Origin of the sequence: Escherichia sp. KTE52 (genome assembly GCF_000408325.1) — a bacterium.
GTDB classification, from domain to species: domain Bacteria; phylum Pseudomonadota; class Gammaproteobacteria; order Enterobacterales; family Enterobacteriaceae; genus Escherichia; species Escherichia marmotae.
This window is the reverse complement of record NZ_KE138676.1, coordinates 145,458-164,500: the sequence shown is the minus strand read 5'-3', so window position 1 is coordinate 164,500 and position 19,043 is coordinate 145,458. Positions and strand designations below refer to the sequence as shown.

The window sequence follows — 19,043 nt, the reverse complement described above, 5'->3', positions numbered from 1 at the left end:
CCGAGTATAGCCCCCCTTTCTTTAAGCTTTATTTAATTTCTTCGCGTTACCATTCTCTGCTGTAAGCCAATCCGGTTGAGGTAAATAAGACGATGCCGCTTTACCCTGTTTAACAAGCGATTTATTCTCATCGACTTGCCTGATGGCTGCCCACTAATCACCTTTTGAGTCTGAAAGTTATGCTGGAAAATCTGAATTATTCATTATTCTCTCTTATTAATGCGACGCCAGACTCATCCGCATGGATGATTTCGTTAGCAATTTTTATTGCCAAAGATTTAATTACCGTGGTGCCATTGTTGGCTACGGTGCTTTGGCTATGGGGATTTACGGCGCAACGACAACTGGTGATAAAAATCGCCATCGCGCTAGCGGTCAGTCTGTTTGTTTCCTGGACGATGGGCCATCTGTTTCCGCATGACCGTCCATTTGTCGAGAATGTCGGCTATAACTTCCTGCATCATGCAGCAGATGACTCTTTCCCGAGCGATCATGGCACGGTGATATTTACCTTTGCGCTGGCATTTTTATGCTGGCATCGTTTGTGGTCAGGAGCAATCCTCATGGTACTGGCGGTAGTTATTGCCTGGTCGCGCGTTTATCTCGGTGTTCACTGGCCGCTGGACATGCTTGGTGGATTGTTGGCGGGAATGATTGGTTGCCTTAGCGCCCAGATTATCTGGCAAGCTGTGGGATCCAGGCTCTACCAGCGGCTGCAATTGTGGTATCGCATCTGTTTCGCCTTACCAATACGTAAAGGCTGGGTGCGTGGCTGATTTCGGATAAAAAGTGTAATATCAGGCGGCTCGCTTCAATAACAATTCAGAGGGATTATGGAAACACGTCGCGAAGAGCGTATCGGGCAATTACTGCAAGAATTAAAACGCAGCGATAAGTTACATCTGAAGGACGCCGCCACCCTGCTCGGGGTTTCAGAGATGACGATTCGCCGCGATTTGAATAACAACAGCGCCCCCGTCGTATTACTCGGCGGTTATATCGTTCTGGAACCGCGCAGTGCCAGCCATTACCTGTTAAGCGATCAAAAATCCCGTCTGGTGGAAGAAAAACGCCGGGCGGCAAAACTGGCTGCGACGCTGGTAGAACCCGATCAGACCCTCTTTTTTGACTGTGGCACTACCACGCCGTGGATTATTGAAGCGATAGATAATGAAATCCCTTTCACCGCCGTTTGTTATTCACTAAATACCTTTCTGGCACTGAAAGAGAAACCCCATTGCCGGGTGTTTCTTTGCGGCGGTGAATTTCATGCCAGTAACGCCATTTTTAAACCCGTCGATTTTCAGTTGACGTTGAATAATTTCTGTCCAGATATCGCTTTTTATTCCGCAGCCGGAGTGCATATCAGTAAAGGTGCTACCTGTTTTAATCTTGAAGAGTTGCCGGTAAAACACTGGGCCATGTCGATGGCGCAAAAGCATGTGCTGGTTGTCGACCACAGTAAGTTTGGCAAGGTACGCCCGGCACGCATGAGTGACCTGAAACGATTTGATATTGTGGTAAGCGATCGTTGCCCGGAAGATGAGTATGTGAAGTACGCACAGACGCAGCATATTAAGTTGATGTATTGATGATGCATAACCGGATGACGTTAACGCGTCATCCGGTCATCAGAAGATTAAGAGAACCAGCCGCCGAACCACTGATGGAATTTCATCATTACGAAGTCCCACATCCGACCAAAGAATCCGCCCTCTTCCACATTTTCCATCACGATCAGCGGACGCTGTTCAATCGACTTGCCGTTAAGCTGGAAATCAATAGTGCCGACGACCTGACCTTTTTTCAGCGGTGCGGTAAGCTGCGGTTCCGTTAACGTGTAACTGGCTTTCAGGTTTTTCAGTTGCCCACGAGGGATGGTCACCGATCCCCCTTCACCGGCACCGAGATTCACTTCGCTCTTATCACCAAACCAAACCCGCTGAGTCACAAAGGTGGCATCAGGTTTAATTGGTGTCACGGTTTCAAAGAAGCGGAAACCCCAGGTCAGTAATTTCTCAGACTCATTAAAACGGATACGGTCAGTTTTCGCCCCCAGCACCACAGAGATCAAACGCATATCACCCTGGGTAGCCGAAGCGACCAGATTGTATCCCGCACCTGCCGTGGTTCCGGTCTTCATACCATCAACATTAACGTTACTGTTCCACAACAGGCGATTACGGTTAGGTTGGCGAATTTTGTTAAAGGTAAACTCTTTCTCTTTATGAATGGCATACTCTTCCGGTACATCGTGAATTAACGCTTTACCCAGCAATGCCATATCGCGTGCGGTACTAAACTGCCCCGGTGCATCCAGGCCGTGTACCGTCTGAAAGGTGGTGTTGGTCAGGCCCAGTTTCTTCGCATAACCATTCATCAAACCAATAAATGACTCCTGGCTGCCCGCAACATAATCTGCCAGTGCAATACAGGCATCATTACCGGACTGAATGATCACACCTTTATTCAAATCCGCCACAGAGACCTGATCGCCCGGTTTGAGAAACATGACCGATGAACCGCGCAGCGCTGGATTGCCCGTTGCCCAGGCATCTTTGCCGACCGTCACCATATCGGTGAGTTTGATCTTATCGGCCTTAAGCGCCTGCCCAACCACATAGCTGGTCATGATTTTAGTCAGGCTTGCGGGGTCCAGTTTCTCATCCGCATTGCCTTCTGCCAGCACTTTGCCGCTGGCATAATCCATTAAAATCCATGCACGCGCATCCACGCTCGGCGCTTCAACGGTCTGTTCCGCCGCAAATGCCGTTGGGGCAAAAAGGAATAAAAATGCAGAACCCGCTGCAAGACCACGAAGGAAAGAGGAGTATTGCGTCATAAATGCCACCCGAGTATCCATTCAAAAAAAATACGTTATATCGCCGTATGATAAGTTCGGTGATTAATAACGCACACACAAGCTTAAAGAAACCGTAAGTTGGTAAAGTTTTTAAAGTTTATGCAATATCCTGCCGCTTCGCTGCTTCTGGTGTCATTTTTTTACTCACTGTTGCTTAAAAGTTAACTTTACTTCACCATCGGAATCCTGTTCAGCCTGTGGCTGCCTGTATAAAAGGGGTGACTATGATTACGCTGTGGGGTCGGAATAATTCAACCAACGTTAAAAAAGTGTTGCTGACGCTCGAAGAACTGGAACTACCTTATGAGCAAATTTTGGCGGGTCGTGAGTTTGGGGTAAACCATGACGCCGATTTTCTGGCAATGAATCCTAACGGGCTGGTGCCGCTGTTGCGTGACGACGAAAGTAATTTAATTCTTTGGGAATCAAACGCCATTGTCCGCTACCTTGCAGCACAGTACGGGCAAAACCGTTTATGGATCGACTCACCGGCACGCCGCGCAGAAGCCGAAAAGTGGATGGACTGGGCAAACCAGACGCTCAGTAATGCCCATCGAGGGATCCTGATGGGATTGGTCAGAACGCCACCGGAAGAGCGCGATCAGGCCGCCATTGACGCCAGTTGCAAGGAATGCGACGCCCTGTTTGCCCTTCTCGATGCAGAGTTGGCGAAAGTGAAATGGTTCTCCGGCGATGCATTTGGTGTGGGCGACATTGCCATCGCGCCGTTTATCTACAATTTGTTTAACGTTGGCCTGACCTGGACACCACGTCCGAATCTGCAACGCTGGTATCAGCAACTCACCGAACGCCCCGCGGTGCGTAAAGTTGTGATGATCCCTGTTAGCTAATTATTGCGTGGGCTAACTTTGAGTAATTCTCCATTGGACTCGTCGGTCAGAACGTATAAATAACCGTCGGGTCCGCTGCGAACATCACGAATTCGCTGCCTCCTGTCCGTTAATATGCGACCATCTTCTGCCACCTTGTTGCCTTTAACGCTCATCACGATGACATTTTTATCTTTCAGCGCGCCAATAAATAATTTTTGCCGCCACTGGGGGAATTTGTCGCTGTTATAGAAGGCCATGCCGCTCACCGCCGGTGAATCCTTCCAGTAAAAAATGGGTTGTTCAGTCCCGGCGACAATTTCCCCTTTCGCTTCCGGTATTTTAAAACCTGAGTAATTCATCCCCCAGGTTGCCAGCGGCCAACCGTAGTTTTTACCTTTTTCCGGGATATTAATTTCATCGCCGCCGCGCGGACCGTGTTCATTCAACCACAGCGTATTACTCCACGGATTCATCGCCATCCCTTGCGGGTTACGAATGCCATAAGACCAGATCCCGGCTCGCACACCAGACCCCTCCACAAAGGGATTATCATCCGGGATCTCGCCCTGGTCGGTCAGGCGCACTAATTTACCCTGCAATTTATCCAGATCCTGCGCCGTCGGGCGCTGATTGTTTTCACCCAGACCAATATACAGATAGCCTTTACCATCAAATACCAGCCGCCCGCCAAAATGATTACCGGTAGAAAGTTTTGGCGTCTGGCGAAAAACGGTGCGGAAGTCCATCACTTTTGCGAGGTCATCAGTTAAGCGGCCATAACCTACGGCAGTTCCGGCTTTACCATCATCACCGACTTCAGAAAAACTTAACCAGATACGGCGCGACTGGGCAAAATCAGGCGCTAATGCCACATCCAGCAAACCGCCCTGCCCGTGCGCCCAGACTTCCGGCACACCGGCAAGCGGCGCAGATAATCCTTTTCCTGCTTGCCAGTGGCGTAACTCGCCGCCGCGCAGGGTGATTAACATGCCGTGATTATCCGGTAAGAAGGCCAGCGCCCACGGATGGTCGAGTTTATCCTGCAGTACTTCGACATTTACCGTTTCGGGTGCCGCCCAAAGAGCGGAAGGAATACAGAGAAGGGGCACAAAGTAAAAGGATTGTCGATACATAACACCTCCGGATTGACTCTGGCTTAAAGCGTAGTCAGTCAGGGGCGTGACAAATTTATTTTTACATAAACTTAAATATGAAGGGGGAGACGCCTTCTCCCCCTTAGCTTTCAGGCCTGCTCAAGCATGGCGTGCTTCTCCAGGCTCTGGATACTCAGCGTTAAGCTCATCAGACAATTTTCAAGCTTATCGGCGTTGACGGTAATAAAAGTTGGGCAATCATGATACCCACTCATCAAACATACTGCGGCTGTCGCTAATGCTTCTTCAGCATGATGAAGAGCATTCCACTCTTCCTGATCCAGGTGAAGATTCAACCGCAGCGATTTATCGTGCAGTTCGCGATTCAGTTTAAAAAAGTTATCTCGTAGATGATTGCTTTCGCTGACGGACATGTATCCTTTGGCCTTCCTCAGTCGCACATATGCGGCGAGGTCAACTCGAGCATCGTTCAACCGATTAAGCAGATCGCTTCGCTGTCTGTCAACGAACATACTTCGATCCTCCTCTTTGCAGCCTTAGTGCAATTAAATAGTATGGCTACTTTTTGAACAAAGTGCTGTCAAGGATCAATACTTCACATCTTATTAATAATAATTTACATTATTTCTCTTTCCAGTACCTCGCATCCCCAGGGTGCCAGTTCTAATTGTTGTGAACAAGCCTTGCCTGTTTCCGCCACTCGCCATGCACCAGGAAGCACCACATTTTGTACATGAGCAGTGTAATTTTGTACAAAAACCCATTCCTGATTGCCGTCTGTCCGACGCGTTGCAATAACGCCAACAGGAAGTTCAGTCGCAAGGGCTTTTGGAAGATTAAGTGAGTTGATCAACATCGCAGCAAACGCTTGATGAAATGACGCATCATTACGCGAAGCCACATAGAAAGCACGTCCCTGTCCGACGTGATTTACCGTTAACGCAGGTGTACCTGCATAAAAATCCTCACCATAGCGCGCCAGAACCTGTGCGCCTTCGGCGTGAATAACCGCACATAATTCCCTTGCCTGCCATTTACCTTGCAATCCATAGGCATTCGGCTCGCAGATAACTTCGTTATGCTGATAATCATTAAGGCTATCGATCTCTTCAGCCCACACGCCCATCAGGTCACGCAACGGGCCAGGAAAACCGCCCAGGTGACATAAATCAGTTTCATTGACAATCCCGGACCAGTAAGTGGTGACAAAATTGCCACCAGCTTCGACATAGGCACGGGCACGATCAGCAAATCCATCGCGAACCATATAGAGCATTGGAGCGATAACTAATTGATAACCCGTAAGATCACAATCAGCGTTGATAATATCGACCGCCACCCCCTGCTCCCAGAAAGGTCGGTAATGATCCACTACCGTTTGTTCGTAATGGATACCGCAATTGCGCGGCCCGGCAGCATCATTAACCGCCCAGCGGTTTTCCCAGTCGAAAATAATGGCAACTTTAGCCTGAGTTTTCGTCCCGACCAATTGCTTAAGATGTGCCAGTCGTTGCCCTAGCTGTATAACTTCGCGCCCGGTACGCGTCTCCAGATGACCGACGTGATCAACCACCGCACCATGAAACTTCTCCACGGCTCCGCGACTCTTACGCCACTGAAAATAGTGCACGCCATCTGCGCCATGAGCGACGGCCTGTAAAGAAGAAAGAATGTTCATTCCCGGCTTTTTCAATTTGCTGGTTGGCTGCCAACTTGTCTGGCTGGGGGTGGATTCCATCAGAATGAACGGTTTATTTTTCAAGGTACGCATCAGATCGTGATACATCGCTGTTTTACAAGCTACGGCGCGTTCATCTTCCTGTTTGTGCCACATGGGATAGCTATCCCAACTTACAAAATCGACAACCTCAGCTAATGACCAGTAGTTGTAATCATTGAAATACCACATAAAATTGGTCGTCGCGGGTAACTCAGGCCGTTCTGCTTTTAGCGGCGCGACTTCCATTTGATAGAATTCTTTTACCTGCGATGTGACAAAGCGTCGCCAGTCAAGATTCAGGCCGTGGTTAGACATCTCACCTAATGGAGAAGGTGACTCAATTTGTGACCAGTCACTGTATGTATGGCTCCAGAAGCCTGTCCACCATGCCTGATTAAGTGCCTCAAGAGTGGTGTAACGAGTCTGCAACCAATGGCGAAACGCCTGTTGGCATCCGTTACAATGACACTCACCGCCATACTCATTACTGATATGCCATCCCAGAACCGCCGGATGATTCGCGTATCGCTGCGCCAGCTTACGGTTAATTTGCGTCACTTTTTCTTTATACACTGGCGAAGAAAGGCAGTGATTATGGCGACCGCCGTGAAGCATTTTCTCGCGTGACGCGCTAACTCTCAGAACCTCTGGATAACGTGCTGCAAGCCAGGCGGGTTTGGCTCCGCTCGGGGTTGCCAGGAAGACAGAGATCCCGCCAGCATGAAGTTTATCCAACACCTCATCCAGCCAGTCAAAGCGATATTCCCCCTCTGTGGGTTCCAGCATTGACCAGCTAAAGATGCCCACCGACATGGTGTTACAACCAGCCTGTTGCATCATGGCAATATCTTTCTCCAGGATCCCAGGGACATGTAACCATTGTTCCGGATTGTAATCGGCACCATGAAGTAACCACGGGGCTGTGGGGATGATCGGTGGATGCTTGTCCATGTTGACTCCTGAATTGTTTTAAACAGACAAAAAATGTTATTCGTTCACAATACTGTCATCTAGTAATTAATTGCTTCGTTATGCAAGAAGTGTCCGGTAGAAATGTGAGCAACTACGCGTTTTTCCATTCAAACAGGCTCCACGGTTTGGCAGACATGCGCTGAAATACGTGAGCGTGATACGTATGACATTCACTGCGGTATACTGTGACAAATCTTTTAGCCGGGGCGAATATGAAAACCAAAGCTGCAACCCTTGCCGATGTTGCTCGTCATGCCAATGTTTCTTATCAGACAGTGTCGCGGGTGCTTAACAATTCAGCGAACGTGTCTGCCAAAACACGTCAAAAAATTGAACAAGCCATTGCCGAACTTAAGTACGTTCCAAATCGCGTAGCTCAACAGTTGGTAGGGAAAGAGAGCAAAACGGTGGGGCTGGTCACCACCTCACTCGCCCTACATGCCCCTTCACAAATTGCGGCGGCGGTAAAAAAATATGCCGGGGAGCAGGGATATCAGGTGCTGATATCGATGATTGATGATGTTGATATTAAAGGTATTCAGGCTGCAGTTAATGACTTAAAAGCACAACGGGTAACAAAGATTATTATCAACGCCCCCCTGGAAACGGCATTGGCTGAAACTCTGGTTGCTGAAAACAGTGATGTATTGTGTCTGTTTCTCGACGTGGACCCTTATAGCCCGGTGTTTAACGTCACCTTTAATCCCGCAGAAGGTGCACGCGCCAGCGTAAAATATCTTTACGACTTGGGGCATCGTCAATTTTGCTTGATCTCTGGCCCTGAAAATTCAGTACCGGCGCGGTTACGACTCAATACCTGGCGCGATACCCTCGCCTCACTCCAACTGACACCGCTGGCCATACATTACGGTAGCTGGGACGCTCAAAGCGGCTATCTGGCGACATTACAGATGCTACGTGAAACGCCACAGGCGACCGCTCTTCTGATCGCGAACGATCAGATGGCGTTGGGTGCGTTAAGCGCCTTACATCAACAAAAACGTAAAATCCCGCAGGATATTTCTGTCATTGGCTATGACGACACCTATGAGAGTGCGTTTTTTGAACCTTCACTGACGACCGTCGCAATCGACTTTGATTTGCAAGGGAAAATTGCCGTTCAACAAATTTTACAGCCGGACGATGCACAAGCTATGCTCCGCTCTTCAACCATCCTTCCCAGCCGTCTGGTCGTGCGTAATTCTGCTGGCCCTCTGCACTCACCACAGGCTGATCTGATGAATATTGCCGAACACCTTCGCACGCTGGCAGATGAGCTAACACGCAAGGCATAAAAGTAATACGTTCTCATAAAGAAGATTTAGTGATCCATTTCGCTAAATCTTTTTTATTATCAACAATAAATGTGATGTAAATCTCAAACATTCGTTTAACACATTGCCTAATCATCAATGTCAGGGCCAGAGTAAAAATGAAATTGTTAACGTATGACATTTCCGGAGATGCATACCAAAACAATAACCAGTAAGCACAGCTAATGCCTGTGCCAACGGTAAATGACCCAACGCCAGTGATTGAGGATATGGCTATGTTATTGCCCGGTAAACGTAATTATATTTTGCTCAGTATTTTCGATTTTCTGTACCTCTTCGCCTGGTCGGCAACGATGGCATTTTTTGTCATATGGACGACACAGCATCTGGAAATTACCGCCACACGCACAGGATTACTTTATTCCGTTAATGCTTTCATTGCGTTATTAATGCAGCCGTTCTTCGGTTTCATCTCCGATAAATTTGGTCTTAAGAAACAACTCATCTGGATCCTCGTCGCATTATTACTTCCCGTAGGCCCATTCTTTATTTATGTGTATGCCCCGCTTCTGGTTCATAACTTCTGGCTGGGCGCTGTTTTGGGTGGCGTTTACCTGGGGATCATTTTTAATTCTGGCTGTGGCGTTCTGGATTCCTGGATAGATAAAGTTTCGCGTCGTTATCATTTTGAATATGGTCGCGTAAGGATGTGGGGCTCTCTGGGATGGGCCGCCGCCGCGTGGATTGTTGGTAAATATATTGATACCAACCCTAATCTCTCTTTCTGGCTGGCAAGCTGCGCCATTGTGATCGCCGCAATCTGCTTTATGTTTACCAAAATCGAACTTACCGAGGCCGAAATTGAAAAAACCAATTCGCTGAAAGCCATCCATGCCCTTGAGCTGGCAAAAAATAGTCAGTTCTGGTTTTTATTGATGTTCACTCTGTTCGTAACACAAATTTATGACACCTACGATCAACAGTTCGCACAGTATTTTTCGCTGCAATTTCCGACACCAGAAGAAGGCAATCGCTGGTACGGAATTCTGGCTTCTGTTCAGGTCTGCGGAGAAACCTTATTTCTCTGCCTGATGCCGTGGTTTGTTAACCGCACTGGTGCAAAATGGGCGTTAGTGATTGCCGGAACCATTATGTCGTTACGCATTGCCGGTTCTGCAATCCAACTGGGACCGGTGTGGATTGCAGCCGTTAAAATGATGCACGCCATCGAAAAACCACTGATCCTGGTGTCTGTGTTTAAATTTATCGCGGCTAACTTTGATCATAAACTCTCTTCAACGGTCTACCTGCTAGTGCTTTTTGTGGCATCCATCGCCACAGCAATCTATTCACCCATTGCAGGCTATCTGTATGACACCATTGGCTTTGCTGAAACCTATCTAATCCTGGGGGCTATTGCCGGTTGCTTCACGCTTATTTCGGTCTTTACGCTGCGGGACAAATCCAGCAGCCAGCCTACGGAGACGCTAACTGAAAATTCTGTAGCATGATCCTCATTTGCGCCCCTTTATTTGGGGCGCTTTCCTCACCGGTTGACCAGATTGCGATACAAATTTTATCCAGAACTCTGTAGAATCCCTGCCCTGACCTTTCCTGTAACTGAATATTTTTTAAGCTATGAGCAAAGTAACTCCCCAGCCGAAAATCGGCTTTGTTTCCCTCGGCTGTCCGAAAAACCTCGTCGATTCAGAGCGCATTCTGACCGAACTGCGCACTGAAGGTTATGATGTAGTACCGAGCTATGACGACGCAGATATGGTGATCGTCAACACCTGCGGCTTTATTGACAGTGCGGTGCAAGAATCACTGGAAGCCATTGGCGAAGCGTTGAATGAAAACGGCAAGGTAATTGTGACCGGTTGTCTGGGGGCGAAAGAAGATCAAATCCGCGAAGTCCATCCAAAAGTGCTGGAAATCACCGGCCCTCATAGCTACGAGCAGGTTCTGGAACACGTTCATCACTACGTGCCAAAACCGAAACACAACCCATTCCTGAGCCTGGTGCCGGAGCAAGGTGTTAAGCTGACACCGCGTCATTATGCTTATCTGAAGATTTCCGAAGGCTGTAACCATCGTTGCACCTTCTGCATTATTCCGTCTATGCGCGGCGATCTGGTGAGCCGCCCGATTGGCGAAGTGTTAAGTGAAGCGAAACGTCTGGTTGATGCGGGTGTTAAAGAGATTCTGGTGATCTCCCAGGATACTTCCGCGTATGGTGTTGATGTAAAACACCGCACTGGCTTCCACAACGGTGAACCGGTAAAAACCAGCATGGTCAGCCTGTGCGAACAGCTATCAAAACTGGGGATCTGGACGCGCCTGCACTACGTTTACCCTTACCCGCATGTGGATGACGTCATCCCGTTGATGGCAGAAGGCAAAATTCTGCCATATCTGGATATTCCGTTACAGCACGCCAGCCCGCGTATTCTCAAACTGATGAAGCGTCCGGGTTCTGTAGATCGCCAACTGGCGCGCATTAAACAGTGGCGCGAAATTTGCCCGGAACTGACACTGCGCTCAACCTTTATTGTCGGCTTCCCTGGCGAGACGGAAGAAGATTTCCAGATGCTGCTCGATTTCCTGAAAGAAGCTCGTCTGGATCGCGTTGGTTGCTTTAAATACAGCCCGGTTGAAGGTGCTGATGCCAATGCCCTGCCTGACCAGGTTCCGGAAGAAGTGAAAGAAGAACGCTGGAACCGCTTCATGCAACTGCAACAGCAGATTTCCGCCGAGCGTCTGCAGGAGAAGGTGGGTCGTGAAATTCTGGTGATCATCGACGAAGTGGACGAAGAAGGCGCGATTGGCCGCAGCATGGCAGATGCACCGGAAATCGACGGCGCGGTTTATCTCAATGGTGAAACCAACGTTAAGCCGGGTGATATTGTGCGTGTGAAAGTCGAACACGCCGATGAGTACGATTTGTGGGGTAGTCGGGTTTAATTAATGTCAGGCCGGGCAAATTACCCGCCCGGCCTGCTAATAAGCATTATTGCCAGCTAATCTGCGCCCTGCCGTTTTTCTTACTTTTATACAGCCGCTCATCTGCCAGCATTTTCAGCCGTTCAACGGTAGTACATTCATTTGAATGCGCCACGCCGATACTGGTGCTTAAGTTAATGCTCCCCACCTGGAAATGGACGATTTCTTTTAGTATTGATAGCAACTCTTCCAGAGTACCACCGGTATAAATCACCGCAAATTCGTCGCCGCCAAAGCGGTAGACTTTGCCTTTATCTACCGGAATCTGTGATTTGAGAATTTTCACTACCTTCATCAACACTTCATCGCCCAGCAAATGCCCGAAGGTATCGTTAATGTTTTTGAATTTATCGACGTCAAACAGGCACAAATAGCCACCTTTTTCCGGCAGGGCTTTTAAATCTTCATCAAAAGATTTTCTGCCCATTGCTTTCGTCAGGTCGTCAAGAAACGCTGAGTTATACATGCTGTAGAGTTTTTTGACATCCGCCGCCGAGAAGAAAAGCCCACCATCCAGCACGCGGTCAAAATGGTTATTAATGATAGCTTCTTTCTCAACGATGCCACGATTAATGACTCTGCGTACCAGATACATGCAACTTATCCCCGATATCGCTGCCACTAATGCGGCAAAGAAAATAATTAAAGTACAAACCTGAAAATAGACATCCTTCTTATAAGCAAAGACATACAACCCCGTTGGTAAATAAGTGAAGTGTTCCATCGCTTCCGAAACAGTAAAGATGGCATTTTTCGCGTTATATTCATCCCCAACAACTGGCTTGCCACCTTTGAATAAAGAGAACATCAGGTTCTCGCTATCCATTGCCAGCGACTTTGAGAGTAACGAAAATCGTTCCAGCCCAAGCAAAAATATCAGACTGCGGTTGTGAGTAACCGGATAGAGATAATAGACGAAGGTTTTACCGTCAAAAGAGATAAACCCCGTATTTTTGACATGCCGATACTTAACAACCTGCATAATATCTGCACAATAATTTTTTTCATACTCCTTAACCTGAATACACTCGTCGCTGGAAATCAGATAAGGACCAACATCATACAAATAAGAAGGTGAAACCGAGTCAGCGTAAGCTGTGCGCAAGCCAACCAACAGTTGTTCTTCAGTCGGATTAAGCGTGTTAATGAGATCAATTGACACACTGCGCCGATATTCGGCAATATTTGCCACCGCAAAAGCAGTATCAATAACGGACTGTTTCAGGCCATACACCCGTTCTTTTACCATCTGGGTATAGATCCCGCAGGCAACTGCTGAAATCATGATAAAAATCAGCAGACTGACTGTAAGTACGAATTTATTGATTCTGGACATACCTAAACTACTCTTTTACTAACTTTCCACTTTTGTCCCAGGCAGAGAATGGCAACGGCTTCTGATATAGATACCCCTGGGCCTGAATACACCCTAATTTGATTAATTCACGCGCAACCTCTTCGCTCTCAACACCTTCTGCAATTACCGGGATCCGGTTATAGCGGGCCAGGTCGAAGATAATGCGTACAATTTTTCCCGCAGTGCCGAAAATATCGCCGGTAAATTGCGAGTCTACTTTTATGCTGTCAGGATTAATTTCATAAAAACGCTTCAGGTTTGACAAACCTGTACCAAAGTCATCAATCGATATCCGTACTCCTTGTTGACGCAGTTGTTCAATATTGAGATAAAAATGTTCATTAATACGTTCAATCACTGTTTCAGTGATCTCAATACAGATGCTATTCGCTTTCAGCTCATGTTCTTCCATAATAGCTGTAAAACGCGCATGAAAGTGTGGCTCGTTTAACTGCCAGGGCGAAACATTAATATGCAGTAAGAAACCTTCCTGCAGTTCCGCACGCTGGCTAAAATGTCTGAATTCCCCCATCGCCGTTTTAATAATTTGATAACCCAGTTCATTGATAAAACCGATATCTTCGGCGATAGCAATAAACTTCAGCGGCGAGATTATCCCCCGCTCTGCTGAAACCCAGCGGCACAGCGCCTCAGCTCCCAGAATGTCGCGGGTATTAATATCAACAATCGGTTGATAGACCAAAAATAGCTCGCCTTTTTCCATTGCATTACGGATATTGCGAGCAATCCAGATATTTTCTTCAATTTCTCTGAGTTTCTCATCATCACAGAAAATAAATTCAGAGAACATATGATCGCGGATACTGGAAATCGCCAGTTTTAGTTTTTCTGCGTAGCTCCAGGCATTTTCGCCTTTCAGAGGTTCACAAATGGCAGATTTATGTATACGCAGATTGCGGTAGCCAAAGCTACTGTCGAAATCGTTTATCATCGCGATCTTATGGGTAAAAATCTCTACATTTTCCCGACACAATAATAAATAGAGATCGGCATTGAATGTCACAATATCGCAACATTGCGCGTATTTCTCGGCAATTTGCTGACACAGTTTCCTGACGATTTTGTTGCGTTCCTCAACGCCAAACACCGCTTCGACGGCTTCCAGTCCGCACAGTTTGATGATCCCAACGGCCAGATACTGATTATTGTTTGACTCAATAATCGCCATATTTTTGATAAACCCGCTTTCCTGATCGTAGGAGATCAGCGAGAGCAATTTATTTGAACGCTCAACTTCTGCATCTTTCATTTCCGCGATCGAATTTTTGATGCTGATAATCTCTTTTGCATCGCCTTCACGAATTTTCAGTGCCTGCATTTGATCCGCAGAGTCGGGTAAAAATTCCAGCGTATTGACCAGCGTTGTCATTTCGGAAAATTGTCGACGGAACACACGGGTGGTCATTAAGTAAACCACCAGCAATACGATAATAATGAAAGCAAATGGTAAATAAAAGAGTTTGTCTGATGCGTTAAATAAATCCCCCGTAGGATAATAAAAATAGATATCGAACAATGGATTATTAGGAACTGCCGATTTCCTTGCGATATATTCTATATCAACAGAATCAATAATATTATAACTATCTTCGCTATTATAAATAATAAATTTTTCGCGAGCGAGTTGATTCTTGGCAATGATTTCATGACCTTGTTTCAGAAACAGGACTTCATCCGTTGCGCTGATTTGATCAAGGTATTCGTTCAGATATCGCCAATTTAAATCGACGTGAATTTTATCAACAGCCAGCAAATCACGATCTTTGCCGTTAATTCGTAGCGTAAAAGAAATACATTTTTTACCCGGGCGATCAAAGCAATTGTATGCCGGATTCCAGCTACTGTCAGAGCTATCCGAGGATACAGACCACGGACGTTGCGACGGGTTAAAATCGGAAAAAATAACGCGCCCCGCCTCATCGATAAGCGGCCCATTAACCTTTTCCTGATGATAAACAACGATTTTATCGTTCGCCCGCCGCGAAAAGAGATAATATTTATTATTATCCAGCACCAGTCCCACTGAATCTAAAAATGGCATCATTTCCATTTTCAGAATAACAGCACGTTTAATCTCCTCACTGTTTTTCAACAAATAGAGTGAGTCTTTTAACGTCAGGGCCGAACGTTCAATATCTTTAAAGAAATAGCCAACGTTTTTTTGAATAAGTTCAAAGCGGCTATCGGCACGTTTTACCGCACGTTCCGATACCAACTGATAGTTAATGATGAAAAAAAGACCAATAAATGACAGCGCAGCCAATAAAAATAAAATTATCAGCCTTATCTTTATCTTTTCGTATAAACTCAGCATGTTAATACATTTAACAAAATAACTGCCAGTACGCTGTGCCGCTGCATAAATAGTTCCCCACAGCGACTTTTTAACTAAATGACCAGATTCTACAAAATCAGCAAAAAGTTACAACACTTGCTTCAGGCAATAATTTCCTGCGAGGTGATAACCCTTTCAAGCAATATTCAACCGTGATTATCCTTTAATTTTGGGGTCCAGCGCATCGCGTAAACCATCGCCCAGCAAGTTGAAAGCCAGCACGGTCAGAAAAATGGCCAGTGCCGGAAAAACCGCCACATGCGGCGCGATAACCATATCCGCTCTCGCTTCATTGAGCATCGCCCCCCACTCTGGCGTCGGCGGCTGCGCGCCAAGGCCGAGAAACGACAGGCTGGCGGCGGAAATAATCGAGGTGCCAATACGCATGGTGAAGAACACGACGATAGAAGAGACTGTCCCCGGTAAGATGTGACGCAACAAAATAGTCACATCGCTGGCACCAATACTGCGTGCTGATTCAATAAAGGTTTGCTGTTTCAACACTAGTGTGTTGCCGCGCACCAATCGGGCAAACGCCGGAATGGAAAAGATAGCGACGGCGATAATCACGTTAGCAATGCCACTTCCCAACACCGCGACAACAGCGATAGCCAGCAAAATACCGGGAAACGCAAACAGCACATCGCAAATGCGCATGATCAGTCGGTCCCACCAGCCTTCATAATATCCTGCCAGCAAGCCCAGCAACGTCCCAATCGCCGCACCAATAAACACCGCAAATACGCCAGCCGCCAGCGAGATTTGCGCCCCCACCAGGACACGGCTGAAAATGTCGCGCCCCAGTGAATCGACGCCAAACCAGTGCTGCAAAGAGGGGCCGTTATTCAGGTTGTCATAGTCAAAATAATTTTCGGCGTCATAAGGAGCGATCCAGCGCGCCAAAACAGCCACTATAATCAATAAGATAACGAACAATGCGGCGCTCATCGCCATATGCTGACGACGAAAACGCCGCCAGAACTCATGCCACGGTGTACGTACCAGGTCAGGTTTTACCAGTGGCATAGCGTTTAACACCGCCTGACGTCGCCAGTTAAATAATCGCATCCTTACTTGTACCTGATAGCCGGGTTAATGGCAGCGTAAAGCACATCCACCACTAAGTTGATAAGAATAAATTCCAGCGAGAAAAGCAGAATTTCTGCCTGAATCACCGGGTAATCACGCATTTCTACCGAATCGACCAGTAAACGTCCAAGTCCGGCCAGTTAAAGACTTTCTCCACGACAATGGAGCCGCCGAGCAAGAAGCCAAACTGTAAGCCCATCATGGTAACCACCGGGATCATCGCATTACGTAACCCATGTTTGAGGATGACCCAGGTTTCGCTCACCCCTTTCGCCCTCGCGGTACGCATATAATCTTCACTTAAGACATCGGCAAATGAAGCACGGGTAAAACGCGCCATCACCGCCGCCACCGCTGCGCCAAGTGTCAGGGAGGGTAAAATGTAGTGCTGCCAACTGTCTGCACCAACAGTCGGCAGCCACCCCAACTCAACGGAGAACACCTGAATCAAAAGCATCCCCAGCGCAAATGCCGGGAAGGAAATCCCCGATACCGCGATGGTCATGCTCAATCGATCCGGCCAACGGTTACGCCAGACGGCGGCCACAATCCCCGCCGCCATACCAAATATCACCGCCCAAACCATACTGGTAATAGTCAGCCACAATGTAGGCATGAAGCGGCTGGCAATCTCATCGGCAACCGGACGACGCGACACCATCGACAGACCAAAATCCCCCTGTACGGCGTTGCTGATGTAGTGCCAGAACTGGTAATACAGCGGCTGATCCAGCCCCAGTTGCTGGCGCACCAGTTCGATAACCTGAGCATCTGCTTCGGGGCCGGCAATCAATCGCGCCGGATCGCCGGGCAGCATATGGACAAATAAAAACACCAGCACCGAGACGATAAACAGCGTTGGGATCAATCCCAGTAAGCGTTTGATAACGTAATTAAGCATTCCACTCCCTGCGTTGCTTATTGCAAATCCGCGTCTTCAAAGCTAAAGCCTGTATCTGGCATGATCCAAAAACCGGTCAGGTTTTTACTGTGTGCCGACACCAGTTTTTCTACCACCAGCGGGATCCACGGCGATTCTTGCCAGATGATATCCTGCGCCGCCTTATACAAGCGTGCCTTTTCCGCCGGATCGTTGGTTTTCAGTGCCTGAGCAAGGTCTTCATCCACCTGCTTATTGCTGTAAAACGCGGTATTAAACAGCGTCGGTGGCCAGTTCTGCGAAGCAAACAGCGGCGAAAGCGCCCAGTCAGCTTCGCCGGTCGATGCCGACCACCCCGTGTAGAACATCCGCACATTGCTCTCTTTCTGCCCTTTTCCTTCCACTTCCGCCGCCCGTTGTCCGGCATCCATCGCCGTCACCTGGGCTTTAATCCCTACCTGCGCTAACTGCTGCTGGGTAAATTGCAGCACTTTCTGCGCGGTGCTGTGGTTATGTGATGACCACAGCGTGGTACTGAAACCGTTGGGATACCCCGCCTCTTTCAGTAACTCACGTGCTTTAGCCGGATTGTAAGGCCACGGTTGATAACTTTGCGCGTAGGCAATACTCGGAGGTACAACACCGGTAGCTGGCGTTGCATATCCTGCAAATGCCACCTTAACCAGCGCCTGACGGTTGATGGCGTAATTCAGCGCCTCACGCACTTTCGGATTATCGAACGGCTTTTGCGTCACGTTCATGCTGATATAACGCTGCATAATCGACGGACTGGCCATCAGCTCGATATTTTTGTTCTTCTCCAGTAACGCGGCTTGTTCATAAGGAATAGGGAAAGCAAACTGCGCTTCACCGGTTTGCAACATTGCCGCCCGGGTGTTGTTGTCCGCCACCGGACGCCAGGTAATGCTGTCCAGTTTGGGCAGACCGGGCTGCCAGTAACCCGCAAATTTCTTCACTTTCACAAAATCGGTCTGATTCCAGGTATCCAGCGCATACGGCCCGGTTCCGACCGGATGAAAGCCGATCTCTTTACCATATTTTTCCAGTGCCGCAGGTGAAATCATTGCTGTCGCCGGATGAGCGAGAATATTAATAAACGCGGAAAACGGCTGTTTGAGCGTAATCTTCACCGTTGTCGGATCGACCGCTTCAGTTTTGGCAATATTTTTGTACAAGTTATAGCGTTTAAGATGATTCGCCGGATCGCTGGCTCGATCCAGATTCGCTTTTACCGCCGCAGCGTTGAAGTCAGTGCCGTCCTGGAACTTAATCCCTTCGCGCAATTTCACGGTGTAAGTGAGGCCGTCATCAGAGACGGTATAACTCTCTGCCAGCACATTTTTCAGCTTCATCTCTTTATCCAGACCGAACAGCCCCTGATAAAACGATTTCGCCACAGCCTGCGATAACGTGTCATTCGCGTCATACGGATCGAGCGTGGTGAAGTTCGACCCCACCGCCACAACCACATCTTTGGCAGCGAATGCACAAGATGCCATCAACGCTGTGGCAATGCCCAGCGCCACTAACCCACTACGGTGTACAGCTCTTGCCATTTTA

The 19,043-nt window shown here is 47.9% G+C and carries 14 protein-coding genes and 1 pseudogene; 6 read left to right on the top strand and 9 right to left on the bottom strand.

Features of this window, described 5'->3' with window-relative positions:
• Positions 1–179: 179 nt before the first annotated feature.
• Positions 180–776 (top strand): undecaprenyl-diphosphate phosphatase, encoded by a 597-nt coding sequence (gene ybjG / locus A1SC_RS20270; RefSeq protein WP_000892326.1) that lies wholly within the window; start codon positions 180–182, stop codon positions 774–776.
• Between the two features lie 57 nt (positions 777–833).
• The gene (gene deoR, locus A1SC_RS20275; RefSeq protein ID WP_000450142.1) at positions 834–1,592 is read left to right on the top strand and encodes a DNA-binding transcriptional repressor DeoR; all 759 of its coding nucleotides are present in this window, start codon (positions 834–836) and stop codon (positions 1,590–1,592) included.
• Positions 1,593–1,639: 47 nt separating this feature from the next.
• On the opposite strand, the gene dacC is transcribed toward deoR, so the two are convergent.
• Positions 1,640–2,842 carry a serine-type D-Ala-D-Ala carboxypeptidase gene (dacC, locus tag A1SC_RS20280; RefSeq protein ID WP_016261843.1) on the bottom strand — a complete coding sequence of 401 codons (1,203 nt, stop codon included), beginning with the start codon at positions 2,840–2,842 and terminating at the stop codon, positions 1,640–1,642.
• Between the two features lie 245 nt (positions 2,843–3,087).
• Here dacC and gstB point away from each other — a divergent pair, with 245 nt between their 5' ends.
• Positions 3,088–3,714 (top strand): glutathione S-transferase GstB, encoded by a 627-nt coding sequence (gstB, locus tag A1SC_RS20285; protein ID WP_010379678.1) that lies wholly within the window; start codon positions 3,088–3,090, stop codon positions 3,712–3,714.
• On the opposite strand, the gene A1SC_RS20290 is transcribed toward gstB, so the two are convergent.
• The 3 genes from A1SC_RS20290 to A1SC_RS20300 all read right to left on the bottom strand — a co-directional run bounded on the left by A1SC_RS20290 (position 3,711) and on the right by A1SC_RS20300 (position 7,482).
• The gene (locus tag A1SC_RS20290) at positions 3,711–4,829 is read right to left on the bottom strand and encodes a PQQ-dependent sugar dehydrogenase (protein ID WP_016261842.1); all 1,119 of its coding nucleotides are present in this window, start codon (positions 4,827–4,829) and stop codon (positions 3,711–3,713) included. The two genes, gstB and A1SC_RS20290, sit on opposite strands and share 4 nt — an antisense overlap.
• Before the next feature lie 110 nt (positions 4,830–4,939).
• Positions 4,940–5,323 (bottom strand): biofilm formation regulator BssR, encoded by a 384-nt coding sequence (bssR, locus tag A1SC_RS20295; RefSeq protein WP_000497146.1) that lies wholly within the window; start codon positions 5,321–5,323, stop codon positions 4,940–4,942.
• 104 nt (positions 5,324–5,427) lie between these two features.
• Complete coding sequence (locus tag A1SC_RS20300) at positions 5,428–7,482, bottom strand: beta-galactosidase (RefSeq protein ID WP_016261841.1); 2,055 nt, start codon at positions 7,480–7,482, stop codon at positions 5,428–5,430.
• Between the two features lie 233 nt (positions 7,483–7,715).
• Between A1SC_RS20300 and A1SC_RS20305 the strand changes: the two genes are divergently transcribed.
• From A1SC_RS20305 to rimO, 3 genes are all read left to right on the top strand, one after another.
• A complete protein-coding gene (locus tag A1SC_RS20305) occupies positions 7,716–8,798 on the top strand; it encodes a LacI family DNA-binding transcriptional regulator (RefSeq protein WP_000849774.1) in 1,083 nt (360 codons plus the stop codon).
• A gap of 254 nt (positions 8,799–9,052) precedes the next feature.
• Entirely contained in the window at positions 9,053–10,288 is a 1,236-nt protein-coding gene (locus A1SC_RS20310) for an oligosaccharide MFS transporter (protein ID WP_001516062.1), read from the top strand.
• 127 nt (positions 10,289–10,415) lie between these two features.
• Positions 10,416–11,741 carry a 30S ribosomal protein S12 methylthiotransferase RimO gene (gene rimO / locus A1SC_RS20315; protein ID WP_000049369.1) on the top strand — a complete coding sequence of 442 codons (1,326 nt, stop codon included), beginning with the start codon at positions 10,416–10,418 and terminating at the stop codon, positions 11,739–11,741.
• Between the two features lie 46 nt (positions 11,742–11,787).
• Here rimO and A1SC_RS20320 read toward each other — a convergent pair whose 3' ends face one another.
• From A1SC_RS20320 to gsiB, 5 genes and pseudogenes are all read right to left on the bottom strand, one after another.
• Positions 11,788–13,116, bottom strand: coding sequence for a GGDEF domain-containing protein (locus tag A1SC_RS20320; protein ID WP_001516061.1), 1,329 nt, complete (start codon positions 13,114–13,116; stop codon positions 11,788–11,790).
• Positions 13,117–13,123: 7 nt separating this feature from the next.
• Positions 13,124–15,472, bottom strand: a complete 2,349-nt coding sequence (locus tag A1SC_RS20325; RefSeq protein ID WP_016261840.1) for a sensor domain-containing phosphodiesterase — start codon at positions 15,470–15,472, stop codon at positions 13,124–13,126.
• A 177-nt stretch (positions 15,473–15,649) separates the two neighbouring features.
• Positions 15,650–16,561: a glutathione ABC transporter permease GsiD gene (gene gsiD / locus A1SC_RS20330; RefSeq protein ID WP_016248520.1), complete on the bottom strand. Its 912-nt coding sequence runs from the start codon at positions 16,559–16,561 to the stop codon at positions 15,650–15,652.
• A 2-nt stretch (positions 16,562–16,563) separates the two neighbouring features.
• Positions 16,564–17,483: pseudogene (gene gsiC, locus A1SC_RS20335) on the bottom strand (glutathione ABC transporter permease GsiC).
• A gap of 17 nt (positions 17,484–17,500) precedes the next feature.
• Positions 17,501–19,039, bottom strand: coding sequence for a glutathione ABC transporter substrate-binding protein GsiB (gene gsiB, locus A1SC_RS20340; RefSeq protein ID WP_001516057.1), 1,539 nt, complete (start codon positions 19,037–19,039; stop codon positions 17,501–17,503).
• Positions 19,040–19,043 lie beyond the last annotated feature (4 nt).